This is a genomic window from Colwellia sp. SU-HH01172 (assembly GCF_057553355.1).
In genome coordinates this window covers 756948-783450 of the sequence record NZ_BAAJMB010000001.1, presented here as the reverse complement: position 1 = coordinate 783450, position 26503 = coordinate 756948, and the positions used below count along the sequence as shown (strand labels likewise).

The window sequence follows — 26503 nt, the reverse complement described above, 5'->3', positions numbered from 1 at the left end:
TGACTAATTTGAAAAGAGGCTTAGTGCCTCTTTTTTTGATCTTTGTGGTGGGGCAATAAAGTTATTGTTTTCGCACATTACCTTGCCTGTAATTTCGGCAGTAATTAAATCTTTACGGTTAGAATTTCTCCAAAACTGCCCTACGAGAAGATTTTTCGCAATAAACGCTGTTTTTTTGTCAGTAGTTTAAGTAGATTAAGCTTCATCCCAATAATAATAAGATGGTTTTAGATGGCTGCTTCGAGAGGTGCGTTTAGTTCACGCATAGGTTTTATCATGGCTGCTGCAGGCTCTGCAGTAGGATTAGGCAATATATGGGGCTTTCCCACCCAAACAGCGAGTAATGGTGGGGCTGCTTTCGTGCTGGTCTATCTTGTGCTCGCATTTTGTTTAGCATACCCCGCTTTTATGGCTGAGTTGCTGATTGGTCGATATGGCCAAGCGAATGCTGTGACGTCATTACAAAAAATTTCTCGCACGCTTTTTCATAAGCGGTTTGCCTTTGTTGTCGGTTTTGGCGGTATTATTTGTGCGGCGTTAATTTTAAGTTTTTACGGTATTTTAGCTGGTTGGATGATGTCTTATGCCGTTGAACCATTTGCACGTATGCTCGGCATGGACTCAGCCGCTGATTGGGTGATCACGCAATCATTACAGCGCAATTTATTATTCTGTGCCTTATTTATGTTCTTAACCATTTTCATCATTCGCCGTGGTGTTGAAGAAGGGATTGAGAAATGGTCAAAACGCTTAATGCCGTTGTTGATCTTTTTGCTGCTGGGGTTAATTTCCTATGTCATGACTTTGAAAGGCGCAAGAGAAGGCGTTAATGCTTACTTAAACCCAGATATTAGCCGCGTATTGGAACCTGATTTATTGATTAGCGCCCTAGGGCAAGCGTTCTTTTCGTTGTCGTTAGGCACCAGTGTTATGGTGATATACGGTTCATATATTTCGAAAAAGGAAAACTTAGTCACTTTAGGGGCGCAAGTAACCTTAATTGATGTTTCAATCGCCTTTTTAGCTGGTTTGTTAATTATTCCGGCCATGTACGTTGCACAGGCACAAGGGGTGGCTATTTTTGCTGAAGATGGCAGCTTAATTTCCGGTTCGAGTTTAGTTTTTGCCGTTTTACCTAGCCTGTTTAATAGTATGGGTAGCATAGGTTTATATGTTGCATTTGCCTTCTTTATTCTGATGTCGGTTGCGGCATTAACATCGTCAATCTCCATGCTTGAAGGGCCAGTATCATTTGCCGTTGAGCGCCATAATATTGAACGTAAAAAAGTCACCACCTATATTGGCATCGGTATTTTTGTGCTCAGTGCCATCATTATTGCCAATATTAGTTTTATGCTTGATTTTGTTGCGATTCTGGCAACGCAATATGGTCAACCTATCATTGCTATGTTGTGTTGTATTTTTGTCGGTTGGATTTGGTTTCGCAATGATATTTTGACTGAGCTAAGAGAAGGTAATGATATGGTTGAGCATTCATTATTTTGGAAAATTTGGCCTTGGTACACTAAATTTGTTTGTCCAACTGCGATTGGTATTGTGTTCTGGCATTCATTGTAAGAGCATCGATTGTTATTGTCGTAACAGGGAGCCATTGGCTCCCTTTTTCTATACAGGCCTCTTCCAAACGTCCAGTCTTTCAAGGTATTAGTGCTTCTCGGTAAATGCTCCACACATTACCCTTATAATTTACACCCTTGCAGGCAATATCGCCGATGTATGCTCGCTCAATGCCATTCATGGTATCACGACATTAGTATCTCCAAATATGTCGACGCTTAAGGGCGTGCTTGAGCCATTTGTTAAGGTTAACTTGTAAATATTAAATTTTTGGCCAAGATTGCTGCCAAGGTGGTGTGATTTTTTCGATAGCATGGATACTTGATGTTGTTAAGAACTCATTACCTTGGCTTGGGGCATGGCAATACCGGTAGTGCTGATTGTTGAAATAGAATGCCAAAGCGAAGGCGTGCAAATAACCGCGATCGCTATCACTATTGGTATTATATAAAGGGTCACCTAAAATAGGCACGCCAACACTGTTTAACGCGACTCGAATTTGATGGGTTTTTCCTGAATGAGGTTTGACTAGATACAAGCGCCTTTTCGGAGCAATACTAAAAGATAGGAATTGGCTAATGGCAGGATTGTTTAGTGTTCGTACTAGCTTCCACATACCTCGACGACTTTTCTCCATATCGCCTTTAATCAGGCCTTGTTTCTTTTTTGGTTTACCGTCAGCAATGGCGAGATAAAATTTTTCTATTTGATGTTGTTCAAATAACTGCTGAAACGCTCTGGCACTGTTAATATTTTTAGCAAATATCATTAGGCCAGAGGTCATTTTATCTAATCTATGTACTGGATAAAGCGTTACTAGGTTTAATTGCTCTGTCGCAAAACGCTTAACTTGAGAGTAAAAACCATAACCAGGCTCATCCTCGTCATGAAAATTAATATTTGCAGGTTTTTCGACCACGAGAAAGTCTTCTTGGTGGTCGATAACTTTAATAGCCATATTTGACATTAAAAGTTTAAGCCAATGGCGATATAAGCCACTATGGTGAGTACCGCGCCGACTAAAGCATAAGGTAGTTGGGTTTTTACGTGTTCGAAGTGATCACAACCACTGGCGATTGATGCAACCACTGTGGTGTCAGAAATGGGTGAGGCATGGTCACCAAAAATACCACCGCCAAGCACTGCAGCCACTAAAAACTCTATTGGTAAACCACTTTGCTGAGCAATAGGTACTGCAATAGGGATTAATATGGCAAAGGTGCCCCAAGATGTACCGGTCGCAAAGGCCATAATAGCGGCAGCAATAAATAGAATAGGCGCCATTAAAAACAATGGCACTTCAACATTGATCAATTGGCTAACGTAAAGCCCTGTTCCAAGTGCTTTTATTGCATCACCAAAGGCAAAAGATAGTACTAATATCGCAACCACAGGTGACATATGTTTAATGCCGCTAAAGGCGGCTTTAATTATATTATTAAATGACATTAGCTTGTGGGCTGCCACTAATATCACCAAGATAATCAGAGCAGCGATTACTGACCAAAATACTGAAAAAGCGCCTGAGCCGCGGCGAATATCACCATCGCCAGTAAACCAAAGTAACACAAAAGTGCCAATTAGTAGTGCTAACATAGGTAGCCACATTATTTTGGCTGGCGCGATTTGATCAACAGTTGTTTTATTTTCTGTATTGACGAGTGACTCTGCATCTTTCATTGGGCCAAACACTTTGCCACTAAAGGCGGTGTAATAAGCCATGACTACGGCAATTATTGCGTAAACATTGTAGCCTATTGTGCCTATTAGAATTCCGACCGGATCATCAAATGAATAGCCATCGAGTAAGCCAAGTACGTATGCCCCCCAGCCATTAATCAAAAATAAAATACTAACAGGGGCACAAGTTGAGTCAACTAAGTAGGCCAGCCGTGCTCGGCTTAATTTGTGATGATCAAATAATTTTTGGCTCGCCATGCCGGCCGTAAACATACTGAGGTTGGTATCAGTAAAAATAGTCGTACCAATAACGGTCGGTAATATGCTTGCTTGGCGACTATTTTTCACTAAATTTAATGATGCTAAGTGATTGATAAAGCCGTTCACAGCACCCGATTGGTTCATTAAAGTGACCAATGCTCCGATCAATAAACTAAAGCTAATAATATAAACATTGCCAAGAGATGAGAATACATCACCAATGCCAAAAAATGTCCCGGATAAACCGTCTATCGGGTTGCCGTTTACTATCATTAAATGACATAGCATTACACCACATAATAAGGCGAACAGAGCATTTTTTCGCCAAATAGCAATGATGATAGCAACAAGGGGGGGAAGTAAACTAAAAATGCTGTCTTGCATAGCAAACCTTTATTATTTTTTTGCTCACTTTACCGTAAGCTAGGTCAATAAGAAACTGAATATGCCGGTAAATAAATGAAGTTCAGGGTAAAGAGCAAAGAAATATTTATCAATTCTTTCAGGTCATTATTGTGGCGCAGATATTTTAAAGTGAAGTGTGATGTATTATTTCGCTAAGGCCACGATGGTTTTATAGCTGAATTACACTATTTTGACATGTTTGCTTATACTTTATTTGTTTGACCTAGCGCATATTTACATAATAATAAATCATTGTAGACATTGAAAAATTAACTTTCACCCTTAAATAGCTCTTACTAACTGGCGTATCGCATCAGGAATTATTTTGACATTATCATTAAACGAATATATCGCAGCTTTTAGTTATGAAGAACATTTAACCTCTTTAAGCAAAATTGGTCGTGGTATAGAACGTGAAGCACTGAGAGTGCTACCTCAGGGACGATTATCTGAACGTGCGCATAGTGAAAAATTAGGATCGGCACTAACACACCCTAATATAACTACAGACTATTCTGAAACCTTATTGGAATTTATTACCCCAGTAAGTTATGCTCCTGAAACGGCAATAGCACAACTTGAAGATGTGCAAAAGTACACCTTGAGCCAGCTTGATGGTGAAGTTTTATGGCCAATGAGTATGCCGTGTTTTGTTGAAGACGATGATAAAATCCCTTTGGCGCAATATGGCAAATCGAATATTGGTAAAATGAAAACTGTCTATCGACAAGGCTTGAAAAATCGTTATGGCAGCATGATGCAGGTGATTTCCGGCATTCATTTTAATTTTTCTTTTCCTAAAAGTTTTTGGCAATCGTTGCAAACCATTGAAAAAAACCAAGCGCCGCTTGATGATTATATTTCAGAAAAATATTTTGCGCTGTTAAGAAACTATAAACGCTTCTGCTGGTTAATTCCTTATTTGTACGGTAGTTCCCCTGCAATTTGTGGTTCATTTTTGCAAAATAAAGCCACGAACTTACCATTTAAAAAAACCGAAAAAGGTTATATGTATCTTGAATATGCAACGTCTTTACGGATGAGTGATTTGGGGTATACCAACAGTGAGCAGTCATCACTACAAATTTGTTATAACAACCTTTCTGGTTATTTAGATGGGGTCAGAAATGCGATAAATTTGCCGTCGAATAAGTTTGCAGAAATCGGTATTAAAGTTGATGGTAAATATCAGCAACTAAACAGTAATGTTTTGCAAATTGAAAATGAATTATACGCACCTGTTAGACCTAAATGTGTCGCTAAACCAAATGAGAAACCCTCAGAAGCTCTTAAGAATAGAGGCGTTGAGTACATTGAAGTTAGAGCGTTAGATGTAAATCCTTTTTCTGCTACCGGGATTAGCGTAGAACAAATTCGATTTTTAGATATTTTTCTAACCTTTTGCTTGTTTGAATCCAGCCCTGAATTAACCTGTAGTGAACAAGCGACCTGTGAGAAAAATATGGACGCAGTTGTGGTACGAGGGCGCGATCCACAATTGTTAATACAAGACCATACGACTGATAAATCTATCGCTCAATGGGGTACGGAAATTTTTGCCAAATTAGCCGATGTTGCGAACTTATTAGATCAAGCAAACAACAGTCACTTGTACCGTCAAGCATTAGCAACAGAATCTGAAAAGATTAATAACCCTGAATTGACCCCTTCAGCACAAATACTGGCTAAGGTGGTTAATGAAAATCAATCACTAACTCAAATCGCGTTAAGTAATGGTGTTGACTATAAAAAACAATTGCTTGCCAATGATTATCAAGAGTTCAGTGAGCAATATTTTGCTGATACTGTCACTGATTCACTCAATAAACAGAGCGAAATAGAAATGGCAGACACGGTTGATTTTGATACTTTTATAAGCGACTACTTTGCGTAAAACCCTATATTCTTTGCTCTAGTTAATGTCACTAATTCATTTCATAAGAGACGGACAAAAAAAAGCGCGTTAGGGCAACGCGCTGCAAATAATAAGAAAGCAGTCCAGGGAGGTTTTGCTTTCAAAGTATTCGACAACGTTTATTTTTAATAGTTCATTTTTTGTTCGCTTTTATTTGCTTTATTTTTTCTTTTCTTAAAAAGCTAATTTAAACAGCTAATTAGAGTGTTTGATTTGCTTATCTCTAAAGCTAACATCTATTCGTAGAAAAACGAATTGAGAATTTTAGGCAAAAAAAAGCACATTTATCATAAAATAAATGCGCTATAACATAAAAACACTATAGGGGAAAAACTCTCTCATTAACTAAGAGTGGGTAAAATTGAATTGGTTCAAAAAAGTTTGCTTTATTTATAGTGAAAGTAAATATCCTTATATAAAACTCTTTGCTGCCGTGCGTCCGCAAACACAGTTAAATAAAAAAATTTTGTGAAAGTGTAATAAATTGCGACATTTACCTGCAAATTTTTAATTATTCTGGCATGATATTATCATCAAAAACTAATTCCTCGTGTTCATGACATTTTATAAAACACTGCTTATTTCAATGCTTGCCTGCTTAACATTATCAAGCTGTGCGACCAGTCCACCGAAAAACCCTGAAAATTTGTGTGAAATATTTAGAGAGCATCGTGATTGGTACTTTGCAGCTAAAGATGCCAGAGAACGTTGGGGTGTCCCTATTCATGTGCCAATGAGCATGATGTACCAAGAAAGCTCATTTAAAGCTGACGCCTTGCCACCAAGAGATTATTTACTTGGCTTTATTCCGTGGGGACGAGTGAGTACGGCCTACGGATATTCACAAGCTAAAACCATGACTTGGGATGATTACATTAGAGAAACAGATAATTCTGGTGCGGATCGTGATGATTTTGAAGATGCCATTGATTTTATGGGATGGTTCATTTTTAAAACTCAAAAAATTAATAAAGTTTCTAAATGGGACGCATACAGCCAATATCTCAATTATCATGAGGGTTGGGGCGGCTTTAAGCGCAAAACCTATAAGAAGAAGGCTTGGCTAGTAAAAGTTGCTCGTAAAGTCGATAATCGCGCGAAACGTTATGGTAGCCAATTAAAAAGCTGCGAAGAAGAATTGGACCATGGTTGGTTGTGGCGTTTGTTTTTTGGCGGCTAGTCGACTGAAAGAATCAGTGCTTAGATTTTAATTACAACAAATGAAAATATAATGTTCAAATAGAGTTATGTCACTATGATAGTACTAACTCTATTTTTCAAGCCACTGCAATTCTTTGCTATCACCCTAAATGCCATGAGAGTGGTGCTTTCTTATCATCTACCTATATGAAGTGTTAATATTCCGGTTACTAAAACTATCATCTTTTTGAGATTGCGCTGAAAAGTATATCAGTTCTCGCAATGAGCTATTTTTGCGATTTTGTTTGCTTTCGTATTAATAAAGGCACCGGATTTTTGCGGCGATTATATTTTCGCGGCTAATAAATAATCACTGCATACTTCCTGCCAAATGAGTGAGTTTTTGTATTATTTTTAAGCAATTCTAGTGGTGGTAAGGGCTAGAAAATAGTCAAAAATTATTTATAAAAAAACTTCATATTTTTGCGAAAAATTGTTTGCAAAATACAAAGCCTAGTACCGATAGGGCTTGCATTTGTTATCCACAGAAATTGTGGAAACTTGATCCTTAGATCTAAACCTGTGTATAACTTTGTTATTAACTTTCAATGATTAATGTTCTATCCACAAAATAGACTAACTATGAGGTTATATGGAATAAATAAGGGGCATTGAATATAATGGTGAGCTTGCACTATCTAATAGCTTTAGTGGCTGAGCTGGTGCTGTATTACCGGTAAAGATCTTAAAAAAGGCTTAAGATCTTTCTAATGCGTGTTGCTGAACTTCTGCTGTGAAATTATTTTTATGGCTAGCAGAAAGCACGGAAAATTTACTGCTAATTTCCAGTGCTTATTCTGTATTACGCTTCTGAGGTTTCGCCGTCGTAAAGGTCGGGTAAGATCCTAACGGTTTTGATCATATTATCTTTTACTTCGATAATTTCGAGTGGATAGCCAGAAATGCGAACACTTAAGTTTGCTTCGGGAATATCTTCTAAATATTCTAAAATTAGGCCATTGATTGTTTTAGGGCCATCGGTGGGGAAGTTCCAAGTCATTTCCTTATTTACATCCCGCACTGTCGCGCTGCCATCAACCAAATAACTGCCATCAGGCTGAATATTAACTTCATCACTGGTTGTTGGCGTCATTGTGGTGGTGAAATCACCGACAATTTCTTCAAGAATGTCTTCTAGTGTCACTAGGCCTTGAATATCACCATATTCATCAACAACAAGCCCCAAGCGCTCTTTTGCTCGTTGAAACTTAAGTAATTGAACATTGAGCGGTGTGCCTTCAGGTATGAAATAAAGCTCACGTACCGCGCGTAGCAGTGTTGCTTTAGTAAATTGGCTTTTAGAGACTAATCGCAAGGCATCACGCATATGAACGTAACCAACGACATCATCAATATTGTCTCGATATAACAAAACACGAGTGTGATTTGATTGTGTCAGCTGTTTTTGAATACGCTTCCAATCTTCATTGATATCAATACCTACCAATTCATTGCGTGGGATCATGATATCTTCAACGGTGACTTTTTCTAAATCCAAAATGCCGACAAGCATGTCTTGATCACGCGATTCCAACATCGCAGATGATTCATTAACAACTGTGCGTAATTCTTCTGAGCTTAAACTATGTTGCTCACGTTGCTCAGAGCTAATACCTAGCATTGCTAAAATGCCATTAGTGATCCAGTTTACGGCAACCACTATCGGTAAGAGCAGTTTTAACAATAGCGTTAAGATTAATGAACTTGGGAACGCAACTTTTTCAGGATAAAGGGCAGCTAACGTTTTCGGTGTGATCTCGGCAAAAATTAAGATCACTAATGTTAATAATAAACCGGCATAGAAAACACCAGTATCACCGTAAAGGCGCTGAGCTATTATCCCGGTGATCAATGTAGCAAAGATATTAACTAGGTTATTGCCTATAAGGATCAAACCAATAAGCTTATCGGGTTTAGCAAGTAGTTTACTTACGCGTTTAGCACCACGATGACTCTGCTTTTCCAAGTGCTTTAATCGATAACGATTAATAGACATCATGCCGGTTTCAGAGCCAGAAAAGTAAGCAGATATGAAAATTAGTATGCCAAGAATGACAAATAGCATATCTGTTGAGATATTATCCAAAAAGGGGGCCTTATTTAAATTGAACTAAGTCGCTAAATGGCGACAATTAACTGTAATAAAGTAACTTATACCTTAAAATTTATAATAAGAGAAACTCTTTCACAAATCGGCTGCCAAAATAGGCCAAAGTTAAAATGAATGTCGCAATTACCGTTAAAAATAGCACGCGTTGGCCGCGCCAACCTTGTTTGAAGTGTCCCCATAACGTAATAAAATATAGGCTACAGGCAAGTAGAGATAAAATAGTTTTATGGGCATTTTCTTTTGAAATCATACCATCGAGAAATACAAAGCCTAGCACTTGGCTTGCAAACAAACACACACTGCCAACTAACAAAATACTAAAGAGTTGTCGCTCTACTTGCATCAGTGGTGGTAGTTGGTTGACGGCTTGTAAATTCTTACTTTTAAGTTTCATATTAATATAGGCCACTTGAAAGGCATATAAAGTGGCGATAACCAGTATACAATAAGCGATTAAGGCTAAGGTAACATGGCTTAATACCGCTAACTTATCAGCGACAATTTCCATATTGCCAATTGGCGACATAAATATCATACCTAGTTGCCAAAGGCCGGCAAAGCCGTAAATAACCGGTAACAGTAAGTTGACTTTAAAACGCAAAGCGACGGTTGAAATCACTAAAGTAATAATCAAACTTACCAGTGATACCACGTTCGGCAATGAAAAGTTTAAGTGGTTTGCTGACAATAAAAAATGACTATTGCTTAAGGCATGGAAAATAATCGCTAAGCAGGCAAAAATTAAAGTAATGACCAAATTTGGCCCTTTCGGGTGAAATAGTCGGGATAAAATGGATAATGTTGCGATGCTATAACAGACAAAGGCAGTAAATGAACTGATACTTGAAAATTCCACAAAAAGCTCCGAAAAAATTAAAAACTGTCCATAAGTTAACTAACATAGCTAGTTATTGCTGGATTCTAGCAGAATAAAAGCCAGACTCCACAACTAAGATTAACTTTATATAAAACGTTTACGTAAAGGTTTTATTGATAAAAATACTAACAACCCTGTACACGCTAAACCAAACCAGTAAGGCAGTAGTTCGTGGCTATGCTGCATTTGTTGGCTAATATCTATCATAAAATAACCTAGCCCCCAATCTAATAGCAATCCAAAAGCAATCGCTGAAATGGCAATGCCAAGCAAATATTTAATTAATACGGCAGAGCCCATTTCATTTTTTATCACCCCTAACGTCGAGATATTTGTTGCTGGGCCTGCCATCATAAATACTAGAGCGGTACCTGGGGAAATACCGGCCAAAATAAAGCCCGCAGCGATAGGTGTTGAGGCGGTTGCACAAATGTACATAGGTATCGACATGGCGATCATCACTAACATCGCGCCGAGACCACTGCCGTAGCTCAGTAAAAACGAAGCCGGAACAAAAGTTCGTACTATGGTGGCAAACAATAGTCCAACAAGTAACCATTTTATCAAATCATCGATTAGCTGTGTGGCACTATAACGAATCCCCGCCGTGGTTTTCGCTATCAGTGAAGTGTTTTTTTCTTCTACTTTATTCGCACAACATGATGTTGTTTCTTGCTCTGCTTGTTCTGGCGCTTTTTCTACCGCTTTGCTTGCACAGCAGCTAGTTGTATTAGCCTTACGAGTAGGTAGCTTTTCATCATTGTTAACTGATGCTACTAATATGCCGGTAAATATTGCTGATAGTATTGCAGTAATGGGGCGGTAAATCGCTAAAACTGGCCCTAATAAAGCGTAAGAAACTGAAACTGAATCAACACCGGTTTCAGGCGTGGCGACTAAAAATGCCGAAGTGGCTGGCGCTGAGGCACCTGAACGACGTAGTTCTGTTGCCACAGGAATAACGCCGCAAGAGCACAAAGGTAATGGTGCGCCAATTAAAGCGGCTTTTACAATGGCTTTATTACCATGCCCCAAATGACGACTCAAAATTTTGCTGGGCACCCAAGCTTTCATTAAACCGGCTATCAATAAGCCAAGTATTAACCAAGGGCTTGCTTCAGCGCTGAGTTGTAATAAATTGTCAAAAAATAGAACCAAGGTACTCACGTTTATTCCAAAAAAGTGACGTAATTAACAGCAGTTTATCATAGTTTTTTTATTGAATATTGATCTGTATACCCGCTTTTTTGCTTTCTTTACTATTGCTTTATTAAATAATGTCATTATCTTAAAAACATAACTTCTACTTTCGCTAATTATTTGTACGGGTATAATAGAGACAATTATTCGCGCTAAGCTATTACTAGAGTCATCCATGTTTGAAAATCTTTCCGATCGTTTAACGAAAACACTAAAAAATATCAGTGGTCGTGGCCGCCTAACTGAAGACAATATCAAAGATACTTTACGTGAAGTCAGAATGGCATTGTTAGAAGCTGACGTGGCTTTGCCGGTTATTCGTGAATTCATTGCCAAAGTAAAAGAAAGCGCTGTTGGCCAAGACGTCTCGAAAAGTTTAACGCCAGGACAAGTGTTCGTAAAAATAGTGCAAAAAGAACTCGAAACGGCGATGGGGGAGGTTAATGAGGCGCTTGATTTAAAAGCAACTCCTCCGGCTGTTGTGTTAATGGCGGGTTTACAAGGTGCGGGTAAAACCACCTCAGTTGCAAAATTAGCGAAATTTTTAACGGAACGTGAAAAGAAAAAAGTATTAGTGGTCAGTGCCGATGTTTATCGTCCCGCCGCCATAAAGCAGCTAGAAACCTTAGCGAACGAAATTAATGTTGGCTTTTTCCCAAGTGATATTAAACAAAAGCCAATTGATATTGCTAATGCCGCAATTGATCACGCTAAGAAAAACTTCTTTGATGTGCTAATTGTTGATACCGCCGGTCGTTTACATATTGACGGTGACATGATGGCGGAAATTCAAGAGCTGCATTCCGCAATTAACCCAATTGAAACACTATTTACTGTCGATGCTATGACAGGTCAAGATGCCGCGAATACCGCAAAGGCATTTAATGACGCTTTACCATTAACCGGTGTTATTTTAACAAAAACCGACGGTGATGCTCGTGGTGGTGCTGCCTTATCTATTCGCCACATTACTGGCAAACCGATTAAGTTTATGGGGGTCGGTGAAAAAATTGAGGCATTAGAGCCGTTTCATCCAGACCGCATCGCTTCGCGTATATTGGGTATGGGCGATGTGCTCTCTTTAATCGAAGAAGTTGAGCAAAAGGTTGATCGCAAGCAAGCCGAGAAGTTAGCGAAGAAAGTTAAAAGCGGTAAAGGTTTTGATTTAGAAGATTTTCGCGACCAACTTGTGCAAATGAAAAGCATGGGTGGCATGATGGGCTTAATGGACAAGTTACCTGGTATGGGCAATATGTCTGAACAAGTGAAAGGTCAGATGGATGATAAAGTCACCATTCGCATGGAGGCTATGATTAATTCCATGACCCCAGCAGAACGTCAACGACCTGATATTATCAAAGGCTCACGCAAACGTCGTATCGCGGCAGGCTCGGGTACGCAAATTCAAGATGTAAATAAATTGTTGAAACAATTTACTCAAATGCAAAAAATGATGAAAAAAATGTCTGGCAAGGGCGGCATGAAGAAAATGATGCGTTCAATGAAAGGCATGATGCCTCCAGGTGGCGGCATGGGCGGTGGCGGAATGGGCGGCGGTATGTTTGGCCGCTAAGCCAGTGAGCTATACAAAGTTATCAATTAAAAAAGCAGCTTCAGCTGCTTTTTTAATGGTTGTTAATTAAGAATCCCCCGGTAAACGTAACTAAATATAAGCTTACTCAACCAGCGATACCCGTGCAGAGGTTAGTTGGTTAATCCATATTGAGGGAAGCTTTATATCTAATCTCTATGCGATGAAAAAATAAGCTAATGAAAAAACGCTAATATCAAATAATTTATCATAACGAGAGTTAATAAGGTTGATTTGTTGGTCAAAAAGCGTAGAATACGCGAGCTTTTCTGTCGCTTGGTCGATAGGAAATGTCTGGAAAATTCGTTTTAACACTTAAATTAATAGAGGACGATATGGTTACCATTCGTTTAGCTCGTGGCGGCGCTAAGAAGCGTCCATTCTATCAGGTTGTTGTTGCAGATAGCCGTAACTCTCGCGATGGTCGTTTCATCGAGAAAGTTGGTTTCTTCAACCCTACAGCGCAAGGTCAAGCAGAAGCATTACGCTTAGACCTAGACCGTATCAACCATTGGGTTGGTCAAGGTGCAACTGTATCTGATCGTGTGGCCAAATTAGTTAAAGATGCTCAAAAAGCAGCTTAATTAATCTGGTAGGTTTTAGGAGTTATTTGTGGAAGTTATTGGTAAAGAAGTCACCTTAGGTAAAGTAGGCGCAGTTTACGGTATCAAAGGTTGGTTGAAGATTCATTCATTCACAGATGATCAAGAAGCCATACTCGACTATTTCCCTTGGTCGTTAAAATTAGGGAATAACATACAATCAGTAGAAATTACCGATTGGCGTAAACATAACAATGGTCTTGTTGTTAAAGTTGCTGGTATTGATGATCGTGACATAGCTCAAAAGCTTGTAGGATCAGAAATATTTGTTAACGAAGACGTGCTAGCGGAATTGCCTGATGGCGATTTTTATTGGCGCGACCTTTTAGGCATGACAGTTGTTACCGACAAAGGTTACGACCTAGGTCAGGTTTCCGATATTATGGAGACTGGCGCTAACGATGTACTGGTTGTGAAAGCTAATTTAAAAGATGGCTTTGGTAAAAAAGAAAGGTTAATTCCTTACTTAATGGACCAAGTTATTCTTTCTGTTAGTAAAGAAAATAAACAAATTTGTGTTGACTGGGACCCAGGTTTCTAACTTGAGTAAGTGTGTATCAACAAACGATCTTAGCAATAAGAAATTGTGGATAGGGGTGATAAGCCTTTTTCCCGAAATGTTTGAAGCAATTACTGAGTATGGGGTGACAGGCCGAGCGATTCGTAATGGCTTAATTGAGTTCCACAAGTGGAACCCAAGAGACTTTACTCATGATAAACATCGCACAGTGGACGACCGACCTTACGGCGGCGGCCCTGGCATGCTTATGATGGTACAACCGTTACGTGATGCGATTCAAGCTGCAAGAAAAGCTGCAGAACTTGAAGGTGTCAAAGCTAAGGTAATTTATTTGTCGCCGCAAGGACGAAAATTGGACCAAGCTGGTGTACGCGAATTATCACAACATAATGGCTTGATATTTATCGCAGGACGTTATGAAGGTATAGACGAGCGATTAATTACATCTGAAATAGATGAAGAATGGTCGGTCGGAGATTACGTGTTAAGTGGTGGGGAACTACCTGCTATGAACGTAATCGATGCCGTAGCACGCTTTGTGCCCGGAGTATTAGGACATCAACAGTCAGCTGAACAGGATTCATTTTCTGACGGTTTATTAGATTGTCCACATTACACTAGGCCAGAGGTAATGGAAGTTTCAGAAAACGAAACACTGTCCGTACCTAAAGTGCTATTAAGTGGTAATCACGAACATGTAAGGCAATGGCGCCAATATCAGTCTTTAGAAAGAACATGGACTAGAAGACCAGAATTATTAACTAACCTAGCTCTGACAGCGGAACAGCAAAAAATGTTAACAGCCATAAAAGCTGATAATAAAAATACTGTTGATGACTGTGAACCCTAGGAAGAAGGTATTATGAGTAATATTATTAAACAGCTTGAAGCTGAGCAAATGAAGCAAGATGTACCGGCATATGCACCAGGTGATACTGTTGTGGTACAAGTAAAAGTTACAGAAGGTGATAAATCACGTCTTCAAGCATTTGAAGGTGTTGTTATCGCTGTTAAAAACCGCGGCATCAATTCTGCATTCACTGTTCGTAAAATTTCGAACGGTGTTGGTGTTGAACGTGTATTCCAGACACATAGCCCAATCGTTGACTCAATTGAAGTCAAACGTCGCGGTGATGTACGTCAAGCTAAGCTTTACTATCTTCGTGAGCGTTCAGGTCGTTCTGCACGTATCAAAGAGAAGTTGGCAAAAAGATAATCTTTCTTTAATTAGAAGATTCCTTAAAAGCTTGAGAAAAACCTGTGTGGGCAACCACACAGGTTTTTTTGTGTGCGTTGCATATAAAATTAAGCTTTACAATGTGGTAATACCAGATTATAAAGCCATGTTAATAAAGATAAAAATTTTCATATTATTGAAAAATTCATTGCTTATGTAACAAAATGTGTGTAGATTTGTAAGTGAAATGTTAATGGAATAGTCATTTCTTATATATATAAATTTATTTAATAATAATAACTAGTTAGAGGAATTCCATTAATGCGCTATCTCTTTTGTTTACAGCTAATAATGACTTCTTTCGTCATGGCTAATCCGGTATTCGCTTCGTTAATTGAACGTGATTATTCTGGTGTTATAGGTGGTATAACTTATGATTCTGAAAGTAATTATGAGTGGCTCGATTTATCATTTACCCGCTCAATGAGTTTAAGTGAATATCAAGACTATTTAGCTGTGCTAGATGACAGTTGGATGTTTGCAAGTAGTGACAAGGTGAGTGATTTATTTAGCCATTTTGATCTTACTGGTGAAATAAATGTTGATTACGGAATAGCAAATCCCGGCTCAGGCTACGCATATTATAGTTCTCCCGAAACTGTTTTCATTGATTTAGTGAATGATCTAACCATGTTAGGCGAGTCTATGAGTTTAGGCTCTAACTTTTATGGTGTTAAAGGTTTTACTAGTGATCAAGTTGGTGCTAATTACGAGCAATATATGGCTTATTATAGTAAAAGCCAGACTATTGGAGTCGTGTCATTAGGTGATTATATTAGAACGCCTAGTGGGAAAAGTATTCAATCATTTTTTACTTATCGAGAAGCACTTCCGGTAGTCGCCCCTGTCGATCTTCCTGAACCAGCAACGCTGGGCATGTTAGCTTTGATGTTATGCTTTTTTAGTTTGCGAAAAAATAACAACTAATGCATCATATGCGTTATAAAAAGCCTCAAAATAAACTGAGGCTTTTTTATTGCTGAAAGCTAGAATGACAGCGTTGTCAATTTTCTTTTTGCATGCTATGGTTATGCAATCATTACATTAAATTGATATAAATAATTCATTAATATTCGACTTTAGTGGTGTATTCCAATGTTGAAACTTAGGCTATGATGTTGGTAACTTAAAAATAGAGCAATAGTTGAGCGAAGCAATAGCTTTGCCTATCAACAAGTCATTAGATATTAGGAAATCAAGGATTAAGCATGCAAGAATTGAAAAGCCGTTATCCAGTACTCGAGCAGGCAAAAGCTCACACTTACATTGATTCAGCGACTTATGATGCAATGTACAAGCAATCGATTGAACAACCCGAAACATTTTGGGCAGAGCAAGCTGATAAGTTCCTCGATTGGTATAAGCCTTGGGATAGTGTCACTGATGTTGATCTTAAATCTGCCGATATTAAGTGGTTTGCTGGTGGTAAATTAAATGTCAGTTATAACTGTATTGATCGCCACCTTGTCAATAAAGCGAACGATACTGCGATAATTTGGGAAGGTGACGACCCAAGTGAAGCCAAGAACATTACCTATCAAGAATTGCATGATCATGTTTGTCGTTTTGCTAACTTGTTAAAAGTTCGTGGCGTTAAAAAAGGTGATCGGGTTTGTATTTACATGCCAATGATCCCTGAGGTTGGTTATGCCATGCTAGCTTGTGCTCGCATTGGCGCCGTACATTCGGTTGTTTTTGGCGGTTTTTCTACCGAGTCAATTCGAGCCCGTGTTGCTGATGCCGACTGCCAAGTGGTGATTACTGCTGATGAAAGCCTACGTGGTGGCCGTGTCATTCCTCTAAAAGCCAATGTTGATGCCGCGATCATTGAATGCCCGAATGTACATTCTGTTATTGTTGTACAGCGCACCGGTGGTGATGTTGCATGGAACGATAAAATTGATGTCAACTATCGACAAGAAATTGCTAAGCTTCCGGCGGCCTGTGAGCCAGAAGTAATGGATGCTGAAGATCCATTATTTATTCTTTATACTTCGGGCTCTACGGGGACGCCTAAAGGGGTGCTACATACCTGTGGTGGCTATTCGCTTTACGCTGCCATGACCCATAAATATGTTTTCGATTATAAAGACGGTGAAATTTATTGGTGTACCGCTGATGCGGGTTGGATCACTGGCCACTCTTATATTTTTTACGGCCCATTAGCTAATGGTGCCACGACACTGGTTTTTGAAGGTGTACCGACTTACCCTGATGCCGGCCGATTTTGGCAAGTTTGTGATAAACACCAAGTGAATGTATTTTATACCGCACCAACCGCTATCCGTGCACTGATGAGTGTCGGCGATAGTTATGTAGAAAAAGCGGATCTTTCATCACTTAGAATACTGGGTACCGTAGGTGAGCCGATTAATCCTGAAGCGTGGCACTGGTATTATGAAGTGATCGGAAAAAGTAACTGTCCAATTGTTGATACCTGGTGGCAAACCGAAACTGGTGGTATTTTAATTACTTCACTACCGGGTGCTGTTGATATGAAGCCTGGCGCTGCAGGAAAGCCATTTTTTGGCGTTAAACCGGCACTATTTGATAAAGATGGCAATACCCTTGAAGGCGAGAATCAGGGTCTATTGATGATGACTGGCAGTTGGCCAGGGCAATTACGCTCCGTTTATGGTGATCATGACCGCTTTTATCAAACCTATTTAAGCCAATACCCAGGTAATTATTTTACCGGCGATGGTGCAAAACGTGATGAAGATGGCTTTTACTGGATCACTGGCCGTGTTGATGATGTACTTAATGTTTCAGGTCATCGCTTAGGTACGGCTGAAATAGAAAGTGCCTTAGTATTGCACCCTGCGGTTGCTGAAGCGGCAGTTGTGGGTTATCCACATGAAATTAAGGGCCAAGGGGTTTATGCTTACGTTACGCTAATGAGCAGTGCCACTGAGTCAGATGAATTGTTAACGGAATTGACGGAGTTTGTCGCTAAAGAATTAGGACGATTCGCTAAGCCTGATTATATTCAATATGCACCTGGGCTACCAAAAACCCGTTCGGGTAAAATAATGCGTCGTATTTTACGTAAAATTGCTGAAAATGATTTAGACACTTTAGGTGACACGTCGACTTTAGCAGAGCCTGCCGTGGTTGAACATCTGGTAAGTAACCGTATTGTGCATAGTTAAGTTAATGCCATAGATTCACTTTCATCAGTGATGGAGGTAAAAAGCGCCATGTGGCGCTTTTTTTATGGCAAAAATTTAACCATAGGGGCTATACGTCAGTAAATTATCGGTGTAAGATATTTGGTACAAAATCAGTAAAGTTTAATTTACATATGGAATCTTTAACAAATGCACCATCTGCACTATCGATATTATTACCTTCCATACTTTAGCTAGTCGTTCGCCTAGCACCTATCTTAGCGGTAGAAGATAACTGCTAAACAGCAGAAAACTTATTAAAAAATACTATATTTATTACTCTATATTCAGGAAAGCATCATGTCAGAACATACTTTAACTGCCTCAGCACAAACAGCTGTGCCTAAGAGCAGACTTAACGATATTCACGTTAATGCCGAGGAAATATTAATAACGCCCGAGGCGTTGCGTGAAGAGCTACCTTTATCGGAAACAGGTCGAGTTTTTGTTAAAGAGGCGCGAAATATCATTGCCAATATTATCCATAAAAAAGACCATCGCTTACTAGTGATCACTGGCCCTTGTTCGGTACATGATGTTGAAGCCGCCAAAGCTTATGCTCGACAATTAAAAACACTGCATGATAAGTATCAAGGCAGTATGTACATAGTGATGCGGGTTTACTTTGAAAAGCCGCGTACCACAGTTGGTTGGAAGGGCCTGATTAACGACCCTGACATGAATGGTTCATTTGATGTTGAAAGTGGTTTACGTAAAGCGCGTGAATTACTCATCTACTTAACCGAGCTGGGTTTACCATTAGCGACCGAAGCCCTCGACCCTATTAGTCCACAATATTTGGCAGAGCTGTTTAGCTGGTCGGCTATTGGTGCACGTACCACAGAATCGCAAACCCATCGTGAAATGGCCAGTGGTTTATCAATGCCGATAGGCTTTAAAAATGGTACTAATGGTGGTTTAGATGTAGCGATTAATGCATTACAGTCAGCTGCATCATCGCATCGTTTTATGGGTATCAACCGTCAGGGCCAAGTCGCGCTAATTAAAACTTCAGGCAATCCTGACGGCCATGTCATTTTACGTGGCGGTAAACAACCTAACTATGACTCGGTGAATGTTGCATTATGCGAGCAAGAACTTGCCAAGCAGGGCTTAGTTCCGGGAATAGTTGTTGATTGCTCGCACGGTAATTCTAATAAAGACTATCGTCGTCAGCCTTTAGTGGCAGATAATGTTTTCAATCAAATTTGTGAAGGCAATAAATCTATCATAGGTATTATGTTAGAGAGTAATATAAAGGCAGGAAATCAAAGTGCTGAATTACCGTTTGAGCAACTTGACTATGGCGTTTCTGTTACCGATGCCTGTATTGATTTTGCCACCACTGAAGAACTTATTTCCGCCGCAAGTAATAAGCTTGAATTAGCATTAAAGCAACGGATTAACTAGGACGACATAATAATAATGAGCGATAAATCTACATTTGATCAGCAACTAGGGGTATTACGTGATGAAATTGATGATATTGATAGCCAATTGGTGGCGTTATTAGCTAAACGCCGTGCGGTTACCACTAAGGTTGGTTTATTGAAAAGTGAAGTCGGCATGCCTATTTTTGCGCCTGATCGCGAAGCCAAGTTACTTAAAGTGCGTCGTCAACAAGCCATTGAAGCCGGTCTTTCGCCAGAGCTAATTGAAGATATTTTGCGACGCTTAATGCAAGACTCTTATCTTAGTCAAGATGCCAGTGGCTATCGCTGTGTGAAGCCAGATTGTAAAAAGGTTGTGGTCATTGGTGGGCAAGGGCAATTAGGCAGTATTTTTGTCGATTTATTTACTCGTTCTAATTATCAAGTGCAGGTATTAGAGCAAGCTGATTGGCCAAATAGCGCTAGTATTTTGGCTGATACTAGCCTTGTTATCGTCGCTGTACCAATACGTTTAACGGCAATGATCATTCAAAAGCTTAGCCAGTTGCCTGACGATTGTATTCTGGCAGATATCACCAGTATTAAAGAGTCGCCTCTATATGAAATGATGAAAATACATTCGGGACCTGTACTCGGTTTACACCCAATGTTTGGGCCAGATGTTACGGGTTTAGTAAAACAAACCATTATTGCTTGCGATGGCCGTTTTCCTGAACACTATCATTGGCTATTGGAGCAATTTCAAGTTTGGGGGGCAAAAATCTACCCGGTTGAGGCACATGATCACGACCAAGCCATGTCGATGGTACAAGTGATGCGACATTTCTCGACCATTGCTTATGGTTATCATTTAATGACGGAGGGAGCTGATATTGCTCAGTTAGTGGAAATGAGTTCACCGATTTATCGTTTAGAGTTGATTATGGTTGGGCGTTTATTCGCACAAGATCCAGTACTTTATACTGATATTATTTTTGCCAATCAAGATAACATTGCTATGATGAAGCGCTTCGCATATCGTTTTCTAGAATTGCTAGAAGATGTGCAATTAAATGATAAAGATGCCTTTACTACAATGTTTTCGCAAGTTGCTGATTGGTTTGGTGATTATGCTGATATTTTCTTGCAAGAGAGTAAAGCCATGTTAGTAAAAGCTGAACAATTAAAAAAACACTAACTATCACCTAACAAGGAACGAAATGAGAATTTTTGCCGTTATTGTATTAAGTATTACCCTGTTAACTTTGCTGTCAGCCTGTGCCAATAGTCATATTGAAAAAGCATCGATGGCTATTGGTGAAGTCAGCCAAGCAAAGTTATTCGCCAAGCATAAATCTTTTCAACAAAGTTATCAGGCTTTTAGCTTGTCTGAAAGTGATTTAGTTGACGTTAAGGCTTGGCCAAATGATTTACATGTTGATGTTTATTTTGGCACTTGGTGTCACGACAGTCAGCGTGAGGTGCCCCGATTTTTAAAGATAATTGCTGAAAACACCGCGCTATCAAATCGTTTAATTGGCCTTGATTATGAAAAGTCTGAACCAAATGGTGGCGCTAAAAGTCATAATATTAAATACACTCCAACCTTTGTGGTTTACCAAAACAACAAAGAAATTGGTCGTATCATAGAACGCCCTAAAGTGTCATTGGCGGCAGATATTTCAGCAATGCTGTAAATATTTCACCTAATTATCGCTATTAACTCATTATCCCGAGTTCAGGTTAATTTAGAGAGAAAAATCGCAGATGAGAAAACTCAGTGCGATTTTTTTGTATTTAAACGGCTACTCAGAGGTGTTGTGTTGTCAATCTTAGTGCCGCTGAACTCATAGTCACACTCTTAGCCGCACTTTGAGTCGCCACAGTTTAAGCAAGTGGAACAACCATCGAGCAAGACTACTGATTTTTGATGACACTTATTACAACTGCTTGCCGTGGCTGGAAAGTTAAGGTTATGGCTTTCTTCTTCACTCATTGCCGCTTGCTGCTTTTGTTTTAAGTAAGCTTGTTGATGGGTATCAATTTCACTTTTGGGTAACATGTCTAGAGTTTTTAAATGGGTCTCTATAACATGGCCAATATCAGCAACCACTGAGGGCATAAAAATACCTGTGCCACGCTGGTAATAACCACCTTTAGGATCAAACACTGCTTTTAATTCTTCAACCAAAAATGTGCAATCGCCACCTTTGCGAAATACCGCTGAAATTACTCGCGTAAGAGCAACAATCCATGAATAGAATTCCATGTTTTTCGAGTTAACAAAGACTTCAAATGGCCGTCTCACTTCTTGCTCGGTACCTTGATTCAATAAAATATCGTTAATGGTAATATATAAGGCATGGTCTGACACTGGTGGTTTTATTTTATAGGTCGAACCGACCAACATTTCGGGACGTTGGGTTTTTTCGGTTAAATTCATGGTTTCGTGCTGATCATTTTTGGCTGTTACTGCAACCTCAGGCTTTGATTTTACTTTTGCAGCAGTAATATTTTGGCTAATTTCTTTCATCACTGTTTCTTCCAATATTTACGTTTATGATATGGCTCATTGGCGATCTTGGCTTAAAGCTTACCGTAGTAGCCTTCTTTTAAGGCGTCGTGTAAATTCGCCGCGGTATGCACTTCGCCGTCGTAACGGATCTCTTCATTACCTTTTGCGGTGATAGTGCTGCCATCAGCTAAGGTAAATTCATAGTCCACTTTTTCTAAATCAGTTTCTTTGACTAGAACTCCTTGATGAACTTCTGGGTTAAAACGAAACGTCGTACAGCCTTTTAAGCCCTTATCGTAGGCATACAGGTAAATATTTTTGAATTTTTCGTAATCAAAATCTGTTGGAATATTAATGGTTTTTGAAATAGAAGAATCAATCCAAACTTGCGCTGCTGCTTGTATATCAACATGTTCTTCAGGGCTAATGCTGTCGCTGACAATAAAGTAATCGGGCAGCTTATTATCACCTTCGCTGTCATATGGCTGGGCATTTGGGTTAATCATTTCGCGATAAGCCAATAATTCATAACTGGAAACTGCAACCGACTCTTTCGACTTTTTGCCTTCACGAATAATATTGCGATGATATTCATGAGCGAAACTTGGCTCTATGCCATTGGAAACATTATTACCTAAACTGAGTGCCAGTGTGCCCGTAGGTGCAATTGAAGTATGGTGAGTAAATCGAGCGCCAACTTTTGCCAATTGCTTAATTAACTCAGGTTGTTCTTGTGCAATTCTTTGCATATAACGACTGTATTTAGCATGTAAAACCGAGCCTTTAATACTATCACCGAGTTTAATGCCATCTTTGACCATTTCAGGACGCTTATTAAGCATGGCTTGGTCAACGGTGAAGCTTTGCATCAGTATTGGCGCCGGGCCCTTTTCTTTTGCCAAGGTCAAAGCTTCTTGCCAACCGGTAATGGCTAAGACTTTTGATACTTCTTCGGTAAAGGCGATTGCTTCAGGACTATTGTACGGCATTTTTAGCATAGTTAACGCCGAGCCTAAGCCGAGATAGCCCATGCCATGGCGGCGTTTATTTTGAATTTCTAAACGTTGCTCTTCCAACGGCAAACCATTTATTTCTACTACGTTATCTAACATACGGGTGAAAACTTTGGTGACTTCCTTAAATTTTTCCCAATCAAATTCAGCTTGTGCCGAAAATGGCTGCTGAACAAATTTCACTAAGTTAATTGAGCCCAATAGGCAGGCGCCGTGTGGCGGTAATATTTGTTCACCACATGGGTTGCTGGCACGGAGCTTTTCACAAAACCAATTGTTATTCATTTCATTGGCGTGATCGATCAGTAAAAACCCAGGCTCTGCGTAATCAAAGGTGTTGCTCATAATCATATCCCAAAGTCGTTGCGCTGGCATACGGCTATAAATTTTACAAGCGATTTGCCCTTGCTCATTTAGGATATAATCATGACTTTTAATAAAATCAGTTTGATAGTGATTGTCTTTAAATAACACCACTGAGCTATCGGTTAAGTCGATATTGTCTGAGTCGACTTCTTTTTGAGTTAGTGGAAAATTTAACGGCCAGTCTTGGTTATTTTTAACGGCATTGATAAAGTCGTCACTGATCAACAACGATAAATTAAATTGCCGTAAACGGCCATCTTCACGTTTGGCTAAAATAAACTCTTTAACATCTGGATGAGAGATGTCGAACACGCCCATTTGTGCGCCGCGTCGACCGCCGGCTGAGCTAACGGTAAAACACATTTTGTCGTAAATATCCATAAACGACATTGGGCCTGATGTCGTTGCACCTGCACCGGCAACATAAGCGCCGCTAGGCCTTAACGTTGAAAACTCATAGCCAATGCCACAGCCGGCTTTTAAGGTTAACCCTGCTTGATGTACGCGGCTGAGAATACCTGTCATTGAATCTTCAATGGTGCCTGATACCGTGCAGTTAATGGTTGACGTTGCCGGTTTAAATTTTTCAGCGCCGGCATTGGAGATAATACGTCCAGCTGGATAAGCACCAGACTGCAACGCCCAAATAAACTTCTTTTGCCATTTTTGGCGGTCTTTAGTTTCTATTGCGGCTAATGCGCTGGCAATGCGCGTGAAGGTGTCAGTTACTGATGCTTCTTGGTTGTTACCATGGCGGTCTTTTAGTCGATACTTTTTATCCCAAATATCGTGCGAAGCGGCTTGTAAGGGTAAGCCGTAATTTAACGGCTCTGAGGCTTTTTTTGCAGAGGCATTTTTTGATTTTATTTCAAGCTCAGTCATAGTAGTTTCATATTTATTGTTAGTCGAAAAGAGTAACGATAATATAAAATTTTAAACTTCTCACAAGTAGGTTTTCTATATATTGCGATCTAAATCAATATTGAGCACAATATGTGGTGTTTTGGTTTTTTTAGCTTGAAAGTGATTTTAATCAATCGCAGAGCTGGGAATCTAAGTAATTAAACTCACTGACCAGGTCACTAAGTTACATTTATGATGTTTGGCACGAGGTTTTTGTATTGTTGGCCATGAAATGGCAATAAATAAGATAGTTGAGAAATGTGCTCTGAATATATTTCAGCGTGTTTATGTTCTTAAAAGTGTGTTAGTTGAATAGCTATTTTAAGCGGTATTGATAGTTAGCATTTAGAGCCCTTGATCTTTTAACGTTGAATTGACTATAAAAGATCAAAAGCTCGGGCTGTTATTGCTTTGCAATCATTACTTTTTGGGTGGCACGAAGGTACTGGCGACATTAGTAATGTCGTTGATACTGGTTGACAATATAGTCATTTCTTCAGTAACGATATCGGTTTGTGCCCAGGTTCGTTCAATCGCTTGTTGCACATCTTCGACATGCTCATTTATGGTTGTGGATGTGACGCTTTGTTGCTCAGTCGCGGTGGCTATTTGATTGGCAACATCAGTGACGTTTTGCACACGCTCAACAACATCAGCAATTTTTTGATTTGAGCTTTCGGCAATATCCACACAAAGCTGTGCTTCATCTTTGTTTTTCAACATTAAAGCAACCCATTGCTCTATCGTTTCTAACATCACGGATAGACGTTGGTGAATTTTTTCTGCGGAGTCTTGTGTGCGTGAAGATAAATTGCGCACTTCATCAGCAACAACGGCAAAGCCTCGTCCATGCTCGCCTGCGCGCGCGGCTTCAATCGCGGCATTTAGCGCTAACAAGTTGGTTTGATCAGCAATGGATTGAATTTCTTCCATCAAGCCACTGACATTATTGGCAGATTGGGTAAGGCTGTCGGCGGAAGATGACGCTTCATCGATATCATTTGCCAAGGCTTTAATTTTATCTGTGGTTGAGAAAATACCTTGCTGAGCCTGTTCACATTGTGAAAAGGTTTCATCTAAATCACCAGCAGCGGTAGCAACATTTGCGGAGATTTCAGTGGTGGTGGTTTGCATCTCACGCATTGCATGGCTTAATTGTTCTACAGCACCTTGCTGGTTGGTAAGGTTTTCACGAGTGCTGCTTATACCTTCACTAACATTAGTCATCACCGCAGCTATTGGCTTTGCGGTATCCAATGTTCTTTCAATGATGGCGCGCAATTTTGTTTTTAACATCGCGAAGTTAAAATCAAAAATACTGGCAGTGCCATTACCAAAATAAACTTTTCGAGAAGGGGAGTCGAACATTGATTGCATACGCTGTGCACGTCTGGCGGTCGGTATAATGTCTTGCCAAAACACTGCGACAGGAGTGGCAGCACATAAGGCCGCAAAAATTGAATGATATAAGCCAAAATGAGTAAAAATAAAATACTGAGCGATAGCACTGATGATCAGCAAAAAAGCGAATTTATGGTTTTTAGAAATCTCTAAGTTTGCCCAGGCTTTATTCTGACTAATGGCTTGATAAATGCTGCTGGCACGAGCCACTAATGCTGGCTTTGCCAGTGTTGCTATAGTTTGGTAGCCAATAACTTTTTCGTCTTGATATTGCGGTGTAATAAAAGCATCTAACCAGACATCTTGATTATTGTTGTTTTTGAATTGGATCAGCCCTTGCCAAGAAAAACCTTTTGCTAAGGTCTGACTAATTTCTTCAATAATGCTTTTAGGCAAATCCGGATGGAAGTAATTTTGCTGTTTTTCACCGTTAGAATTTAACGGGTCAATACCTAATGCGTCGGCAAATGCTGGATTAATATAATTATAATTACCGTGAGTATCAGTAATGCTAATAAGTTGTTGGGTGGACGAAGCCATATCATTCCTCGACTAACGTTTTGGGCACAATGAAACCTTTCAAGTTTGC

General features: G+C 39.6%; 21 protein-coding genes. 13 read left to right on the top strand and 8 right to left on the bottom strand.

The features are described from left to right. Nucleotides 1–231: 231 nt before the first annotated feature. A complete protein-coding gene (locus AC27JP_RS03500) occupies nucleotides 232–1578 on the top strand; it encodes a sodium-dependent transporter (protein WP_487112103.1) in 1347 nt (448 codons plus the stop codon). A gap of 262 nt (nucleotides 1579–1840) precedes the next feature. On the opposite strand, the gene AC27JP_RS03495 is transcribed toward AC27JP_RS03500, so the two are convergent. Beyond that, entirely contained in the window at nucleotides 1841–2545 is a 705-nt protein-coding gene (locus AC27JP_RS03495; protein ID WP_487112101.1) for a TIGR01621 family pseudouridine synthase, read from the bottom strand. Continuing rightward, on the bottom strand, nucleotides 2545–3903 hold the full coding sequence (locus AC27JP_RS03490; RefSeq protein WP_487112099.1) for a Na+/H+ antiporter NhaC family protein: 1359 nt from the start codon (nucleotides 3901–3903) through the stop codon (nucleotides 2545–2547). Before AC27JP_RS03490 ends, AC27JP_RS03495 begins: the two co-directional genes overlap by 1 nt. A 346-nt stretch (nucleotides 3904–4249) precedes the next feature. Between AC27JP_RS03490 and gshA the strand changes: the two genes are divergently transcribed. Both gshA and AC27JP_RS03480 read left to right on the top strand, forming a co-directional pair. Continuing rightward, entirely contained in the window at nucleotides 4250–5818 is a 1569-nt protein-coding gene (gene gshA / locus AC27JP_RS03485; RefSeq protein WP_487112097.1) for a glutamate--cysteine ligase, read from the top strand. Nucleotides 5819–6395: 577 nt separating this feature from the next. Next, on the top strand, nucleotides 6396–7019 hold the full coding sequence (locus AC27JP_RS03480) for a transglycosylase SLT domain-containing protein (RefSeq protein WP_487112095.1): 624 nt from the start codon (nucleotides 6396–6398) through the stop codon (nucleotides 7017–7019). An 822-nt stretch (nucleotides 7020–7841) separates the two neighbouring features. Here AC27JP_RS03480 and AC27JP_RS03475 read toward each other — a convergent pair. The 3 genes from AC27JP_RS03475 to AC27JP_RS03465 form a co-directional block, all read right to left on the bottom strand. Beyond that, complete coding sequence (locus tag AC27JP_RS03475) at nucleotides 7842–9125, bottom strand: HlyC/CorC family transporter (protein WP_487112093.1); 1284 nt, start codon at nucleotides 9123–9125, stop codon at nucleotides 7842–7844. A 79-nt stretch (nucleotides 9126–9204) separates the two neighbouring features. Further along, on the bottom strand, nucleotides 9205–10005 hold the full coding sequence (locus AC27JP_RS03470) for a cytochrome C assembly family protein (protein WP_487112091.1): 801 nt from the start codon (nucleotides 10003–10005) through the stop codon (nucleotides 9205–9207). 105 nt (nucleotides 10006–10110) lie between these two features. Next, nucleotides 10111–11193 carry an SO_0444 family Cu/Zn efflux transporter gene (locus tag AC27JP_RS03465; protein ID WP_487112089.1) on the bottom strand — a complete coding sequence of 361 codons (1083 nt, stop codon included), beginning with the start codon at nucleotides 11191–11193 and terminating at the stop codon, nucleotides 10111–10113. A 208-nt stretch (nucleotides 11194–11401) separates the two neighbouring features. Between AC27JP_RS03465 and ffh the strand changes: the two genes are divergently transcribed. The 10 genes from ffh (at nucleotide 11402) to AC27JP_RS03415 (ending at nucleotide 21413) form a co-directional block, all read left to right on the top strand. Next, entirely contained in the window at nucleotides 11402–12799 is a 1398-nt protein-coding gene (ffh, locus tag AC27JP_RS03460) for a signal recognition particle protein (RefSeq protein WP_487112087.1), read from the top strand. 353 nt (nucleotides 12800–13152) lie between these two features. Further along, nucleotides 13153–13401 carry a 30S ribosomal protein S16 gene (rpsP, locus tag AC27JP_RS03455; RefSeq protein ID WP_085298228.1) on the top strand — a complete coding sequence of 83 codons (249 nt, stop codon included), beginning with the start codon at nucleotides 13153–13155 and terminating at the stop codon, nucleotides 13399–13401. 28 nt (nucleotides 13402–13429) lie between these two features. After that, nucleotides 13430–13960 carry a ribosome maturation factor RimM gene (gene rimM / locus AC27JP_RS03450; protein WP_487112085.1) on the top strand — a complete coding sequence of 177 codons (531 nt, stop codon included), beginning with the start codon at nucleotides 13430–13432 and terminating at the stop codon, nucleotides 13958–13960. 43 nt (nucleotides 13961–14003) lie between these two features. After that, a complete protein-coding gene (gene trmD / locus AC27JP_RS03445) occupies nucleotides 14004–14789 on the top strand; it encodes a tRNA (guanosine(37)-N1)-methyltransferase TrmD (protein ID WP_487113439.1) in 786 nt (261 codons plus the stop codon). A 12-nt stretch (nucleotides 14790–14801) separates the two neighbouring features. Further along, a complete protein-coding gene (gene rplS / locus AC27JP_RS03440; protein ID WP_487112083.1) occupies nucleotides 14802–15155 on the top strand; it encodes a 50S ribosomal protein L19 in 354 nt (117 codons plus the stop codon). Nucleotides 15156–15467: 312 nt separating this feature from the next. Further along, entirely contained in the window at nucleotides 15468–16103 is a 636-nt protein-coding gene (locus tag AC27JP_RS03435; RefSeq protein WP_487112081.1) for a PEP-CTERM sorting domain-containing protein, read from the top strand. A gap of 281 nt (nucleotides 16104–16384) precedes the next feature. Continuing rightward, entirely contained in the window at nucleotides 16385–18328 is a 1944-nt protein-coding gene (acs, locus tag AC27JP_RS03430; RefSeq protein ID WP_487112079.1) for an acetate--CoA ligase, read from the top strand. Between the two features lie 357 nt (nucleotides 18329–18685). Next, nucleotides 18686–19756 carry a 3-deoxy-7-phosphoheptulonate synthase gene (locus AC27JP_RS03425; RefSeq protein WP_487113437.1) on the top strand — a complete coding sequence of 357 codons (1071 nt, stop codon included), beginning with the start codon at nucleotides 18686–18688 and terminating at the stop codon, nucleotides 19754–19756. A gap of 15 nt (nucleotides 19757–19771) precedes the next feature. Further along, nucleotides 19772–20914 (top strand): bifunctional chorismate mutase/prephenate dehydrogenase, encoded by a 1143-nt coding sequence (gene tyrA, locus AC27JP_RS03420; RefSeq protein ID WP_487112077.1) that lies wholly within the window; start codon nucleotides 19772–19774, stop codon nucleotides 20912–20914. A gap of 22 nt (nucleotides 20915–20936) precedes the next feature. Next, nucleotides 20937–21413, top strand: a complete 477-nt coding sequence (locus AC27JP_RS03415; RefSeq protein WP_487112075.1) for a thioredoxin family protein — start codon at nucleotides 20937–20939, stop codon at nucleotides 21411–21413. A gap of 164 nt (nucleotides 21414–21577) precedes the next feature. Here the strand turns inward: AC27JP_RS03415 and AC27JP_RS03410 are convergent, their stop codons facing one another. From AC27JP_RS03410 to AC27JP_RS03400, 3 genes are all read right to left on the bottom strand, one after another. Beyond that, entirely contained in the window at nucleotides 21578–22249 is a 672-nt protein-coding gene (locus tag AC27JP_RS03410; protein ID WP_487113436.1) for a TSCPD domain-containing protein, read from the bottom strand. Nucleotides 22250–22302: 53 nt separating this feature from the next. Next, on the bottom strand, nucleotides 22303–24492 hold the full coding sequence (locus AC27JP_RS03405; protein WP_487112073.1) for an adenosylcobalamin-dependent ribonucleoside-diphosphate reductase: 2190 nt from the start codon (nucleotides 24490–24492) through the stop codon (nucleotides 22303–22305). A 441-nt stretch (nucleotides 24493–24933) separates the two neighbouring features. Beyond that, nucleotides 24934–26454, bottom strand: coding sequence for a methyl-accepting chemotaxis protein (locus tag AC27JP_RS03400; RefSeq protein ID WP_487112071.1), 1521 nt, complete (start codon nucleotides 26452–26454; stop codon nucleotides 24934–24936). Between the last annotated feature and the right edge of the window lie 49 nt (nucleotides 26455–26503).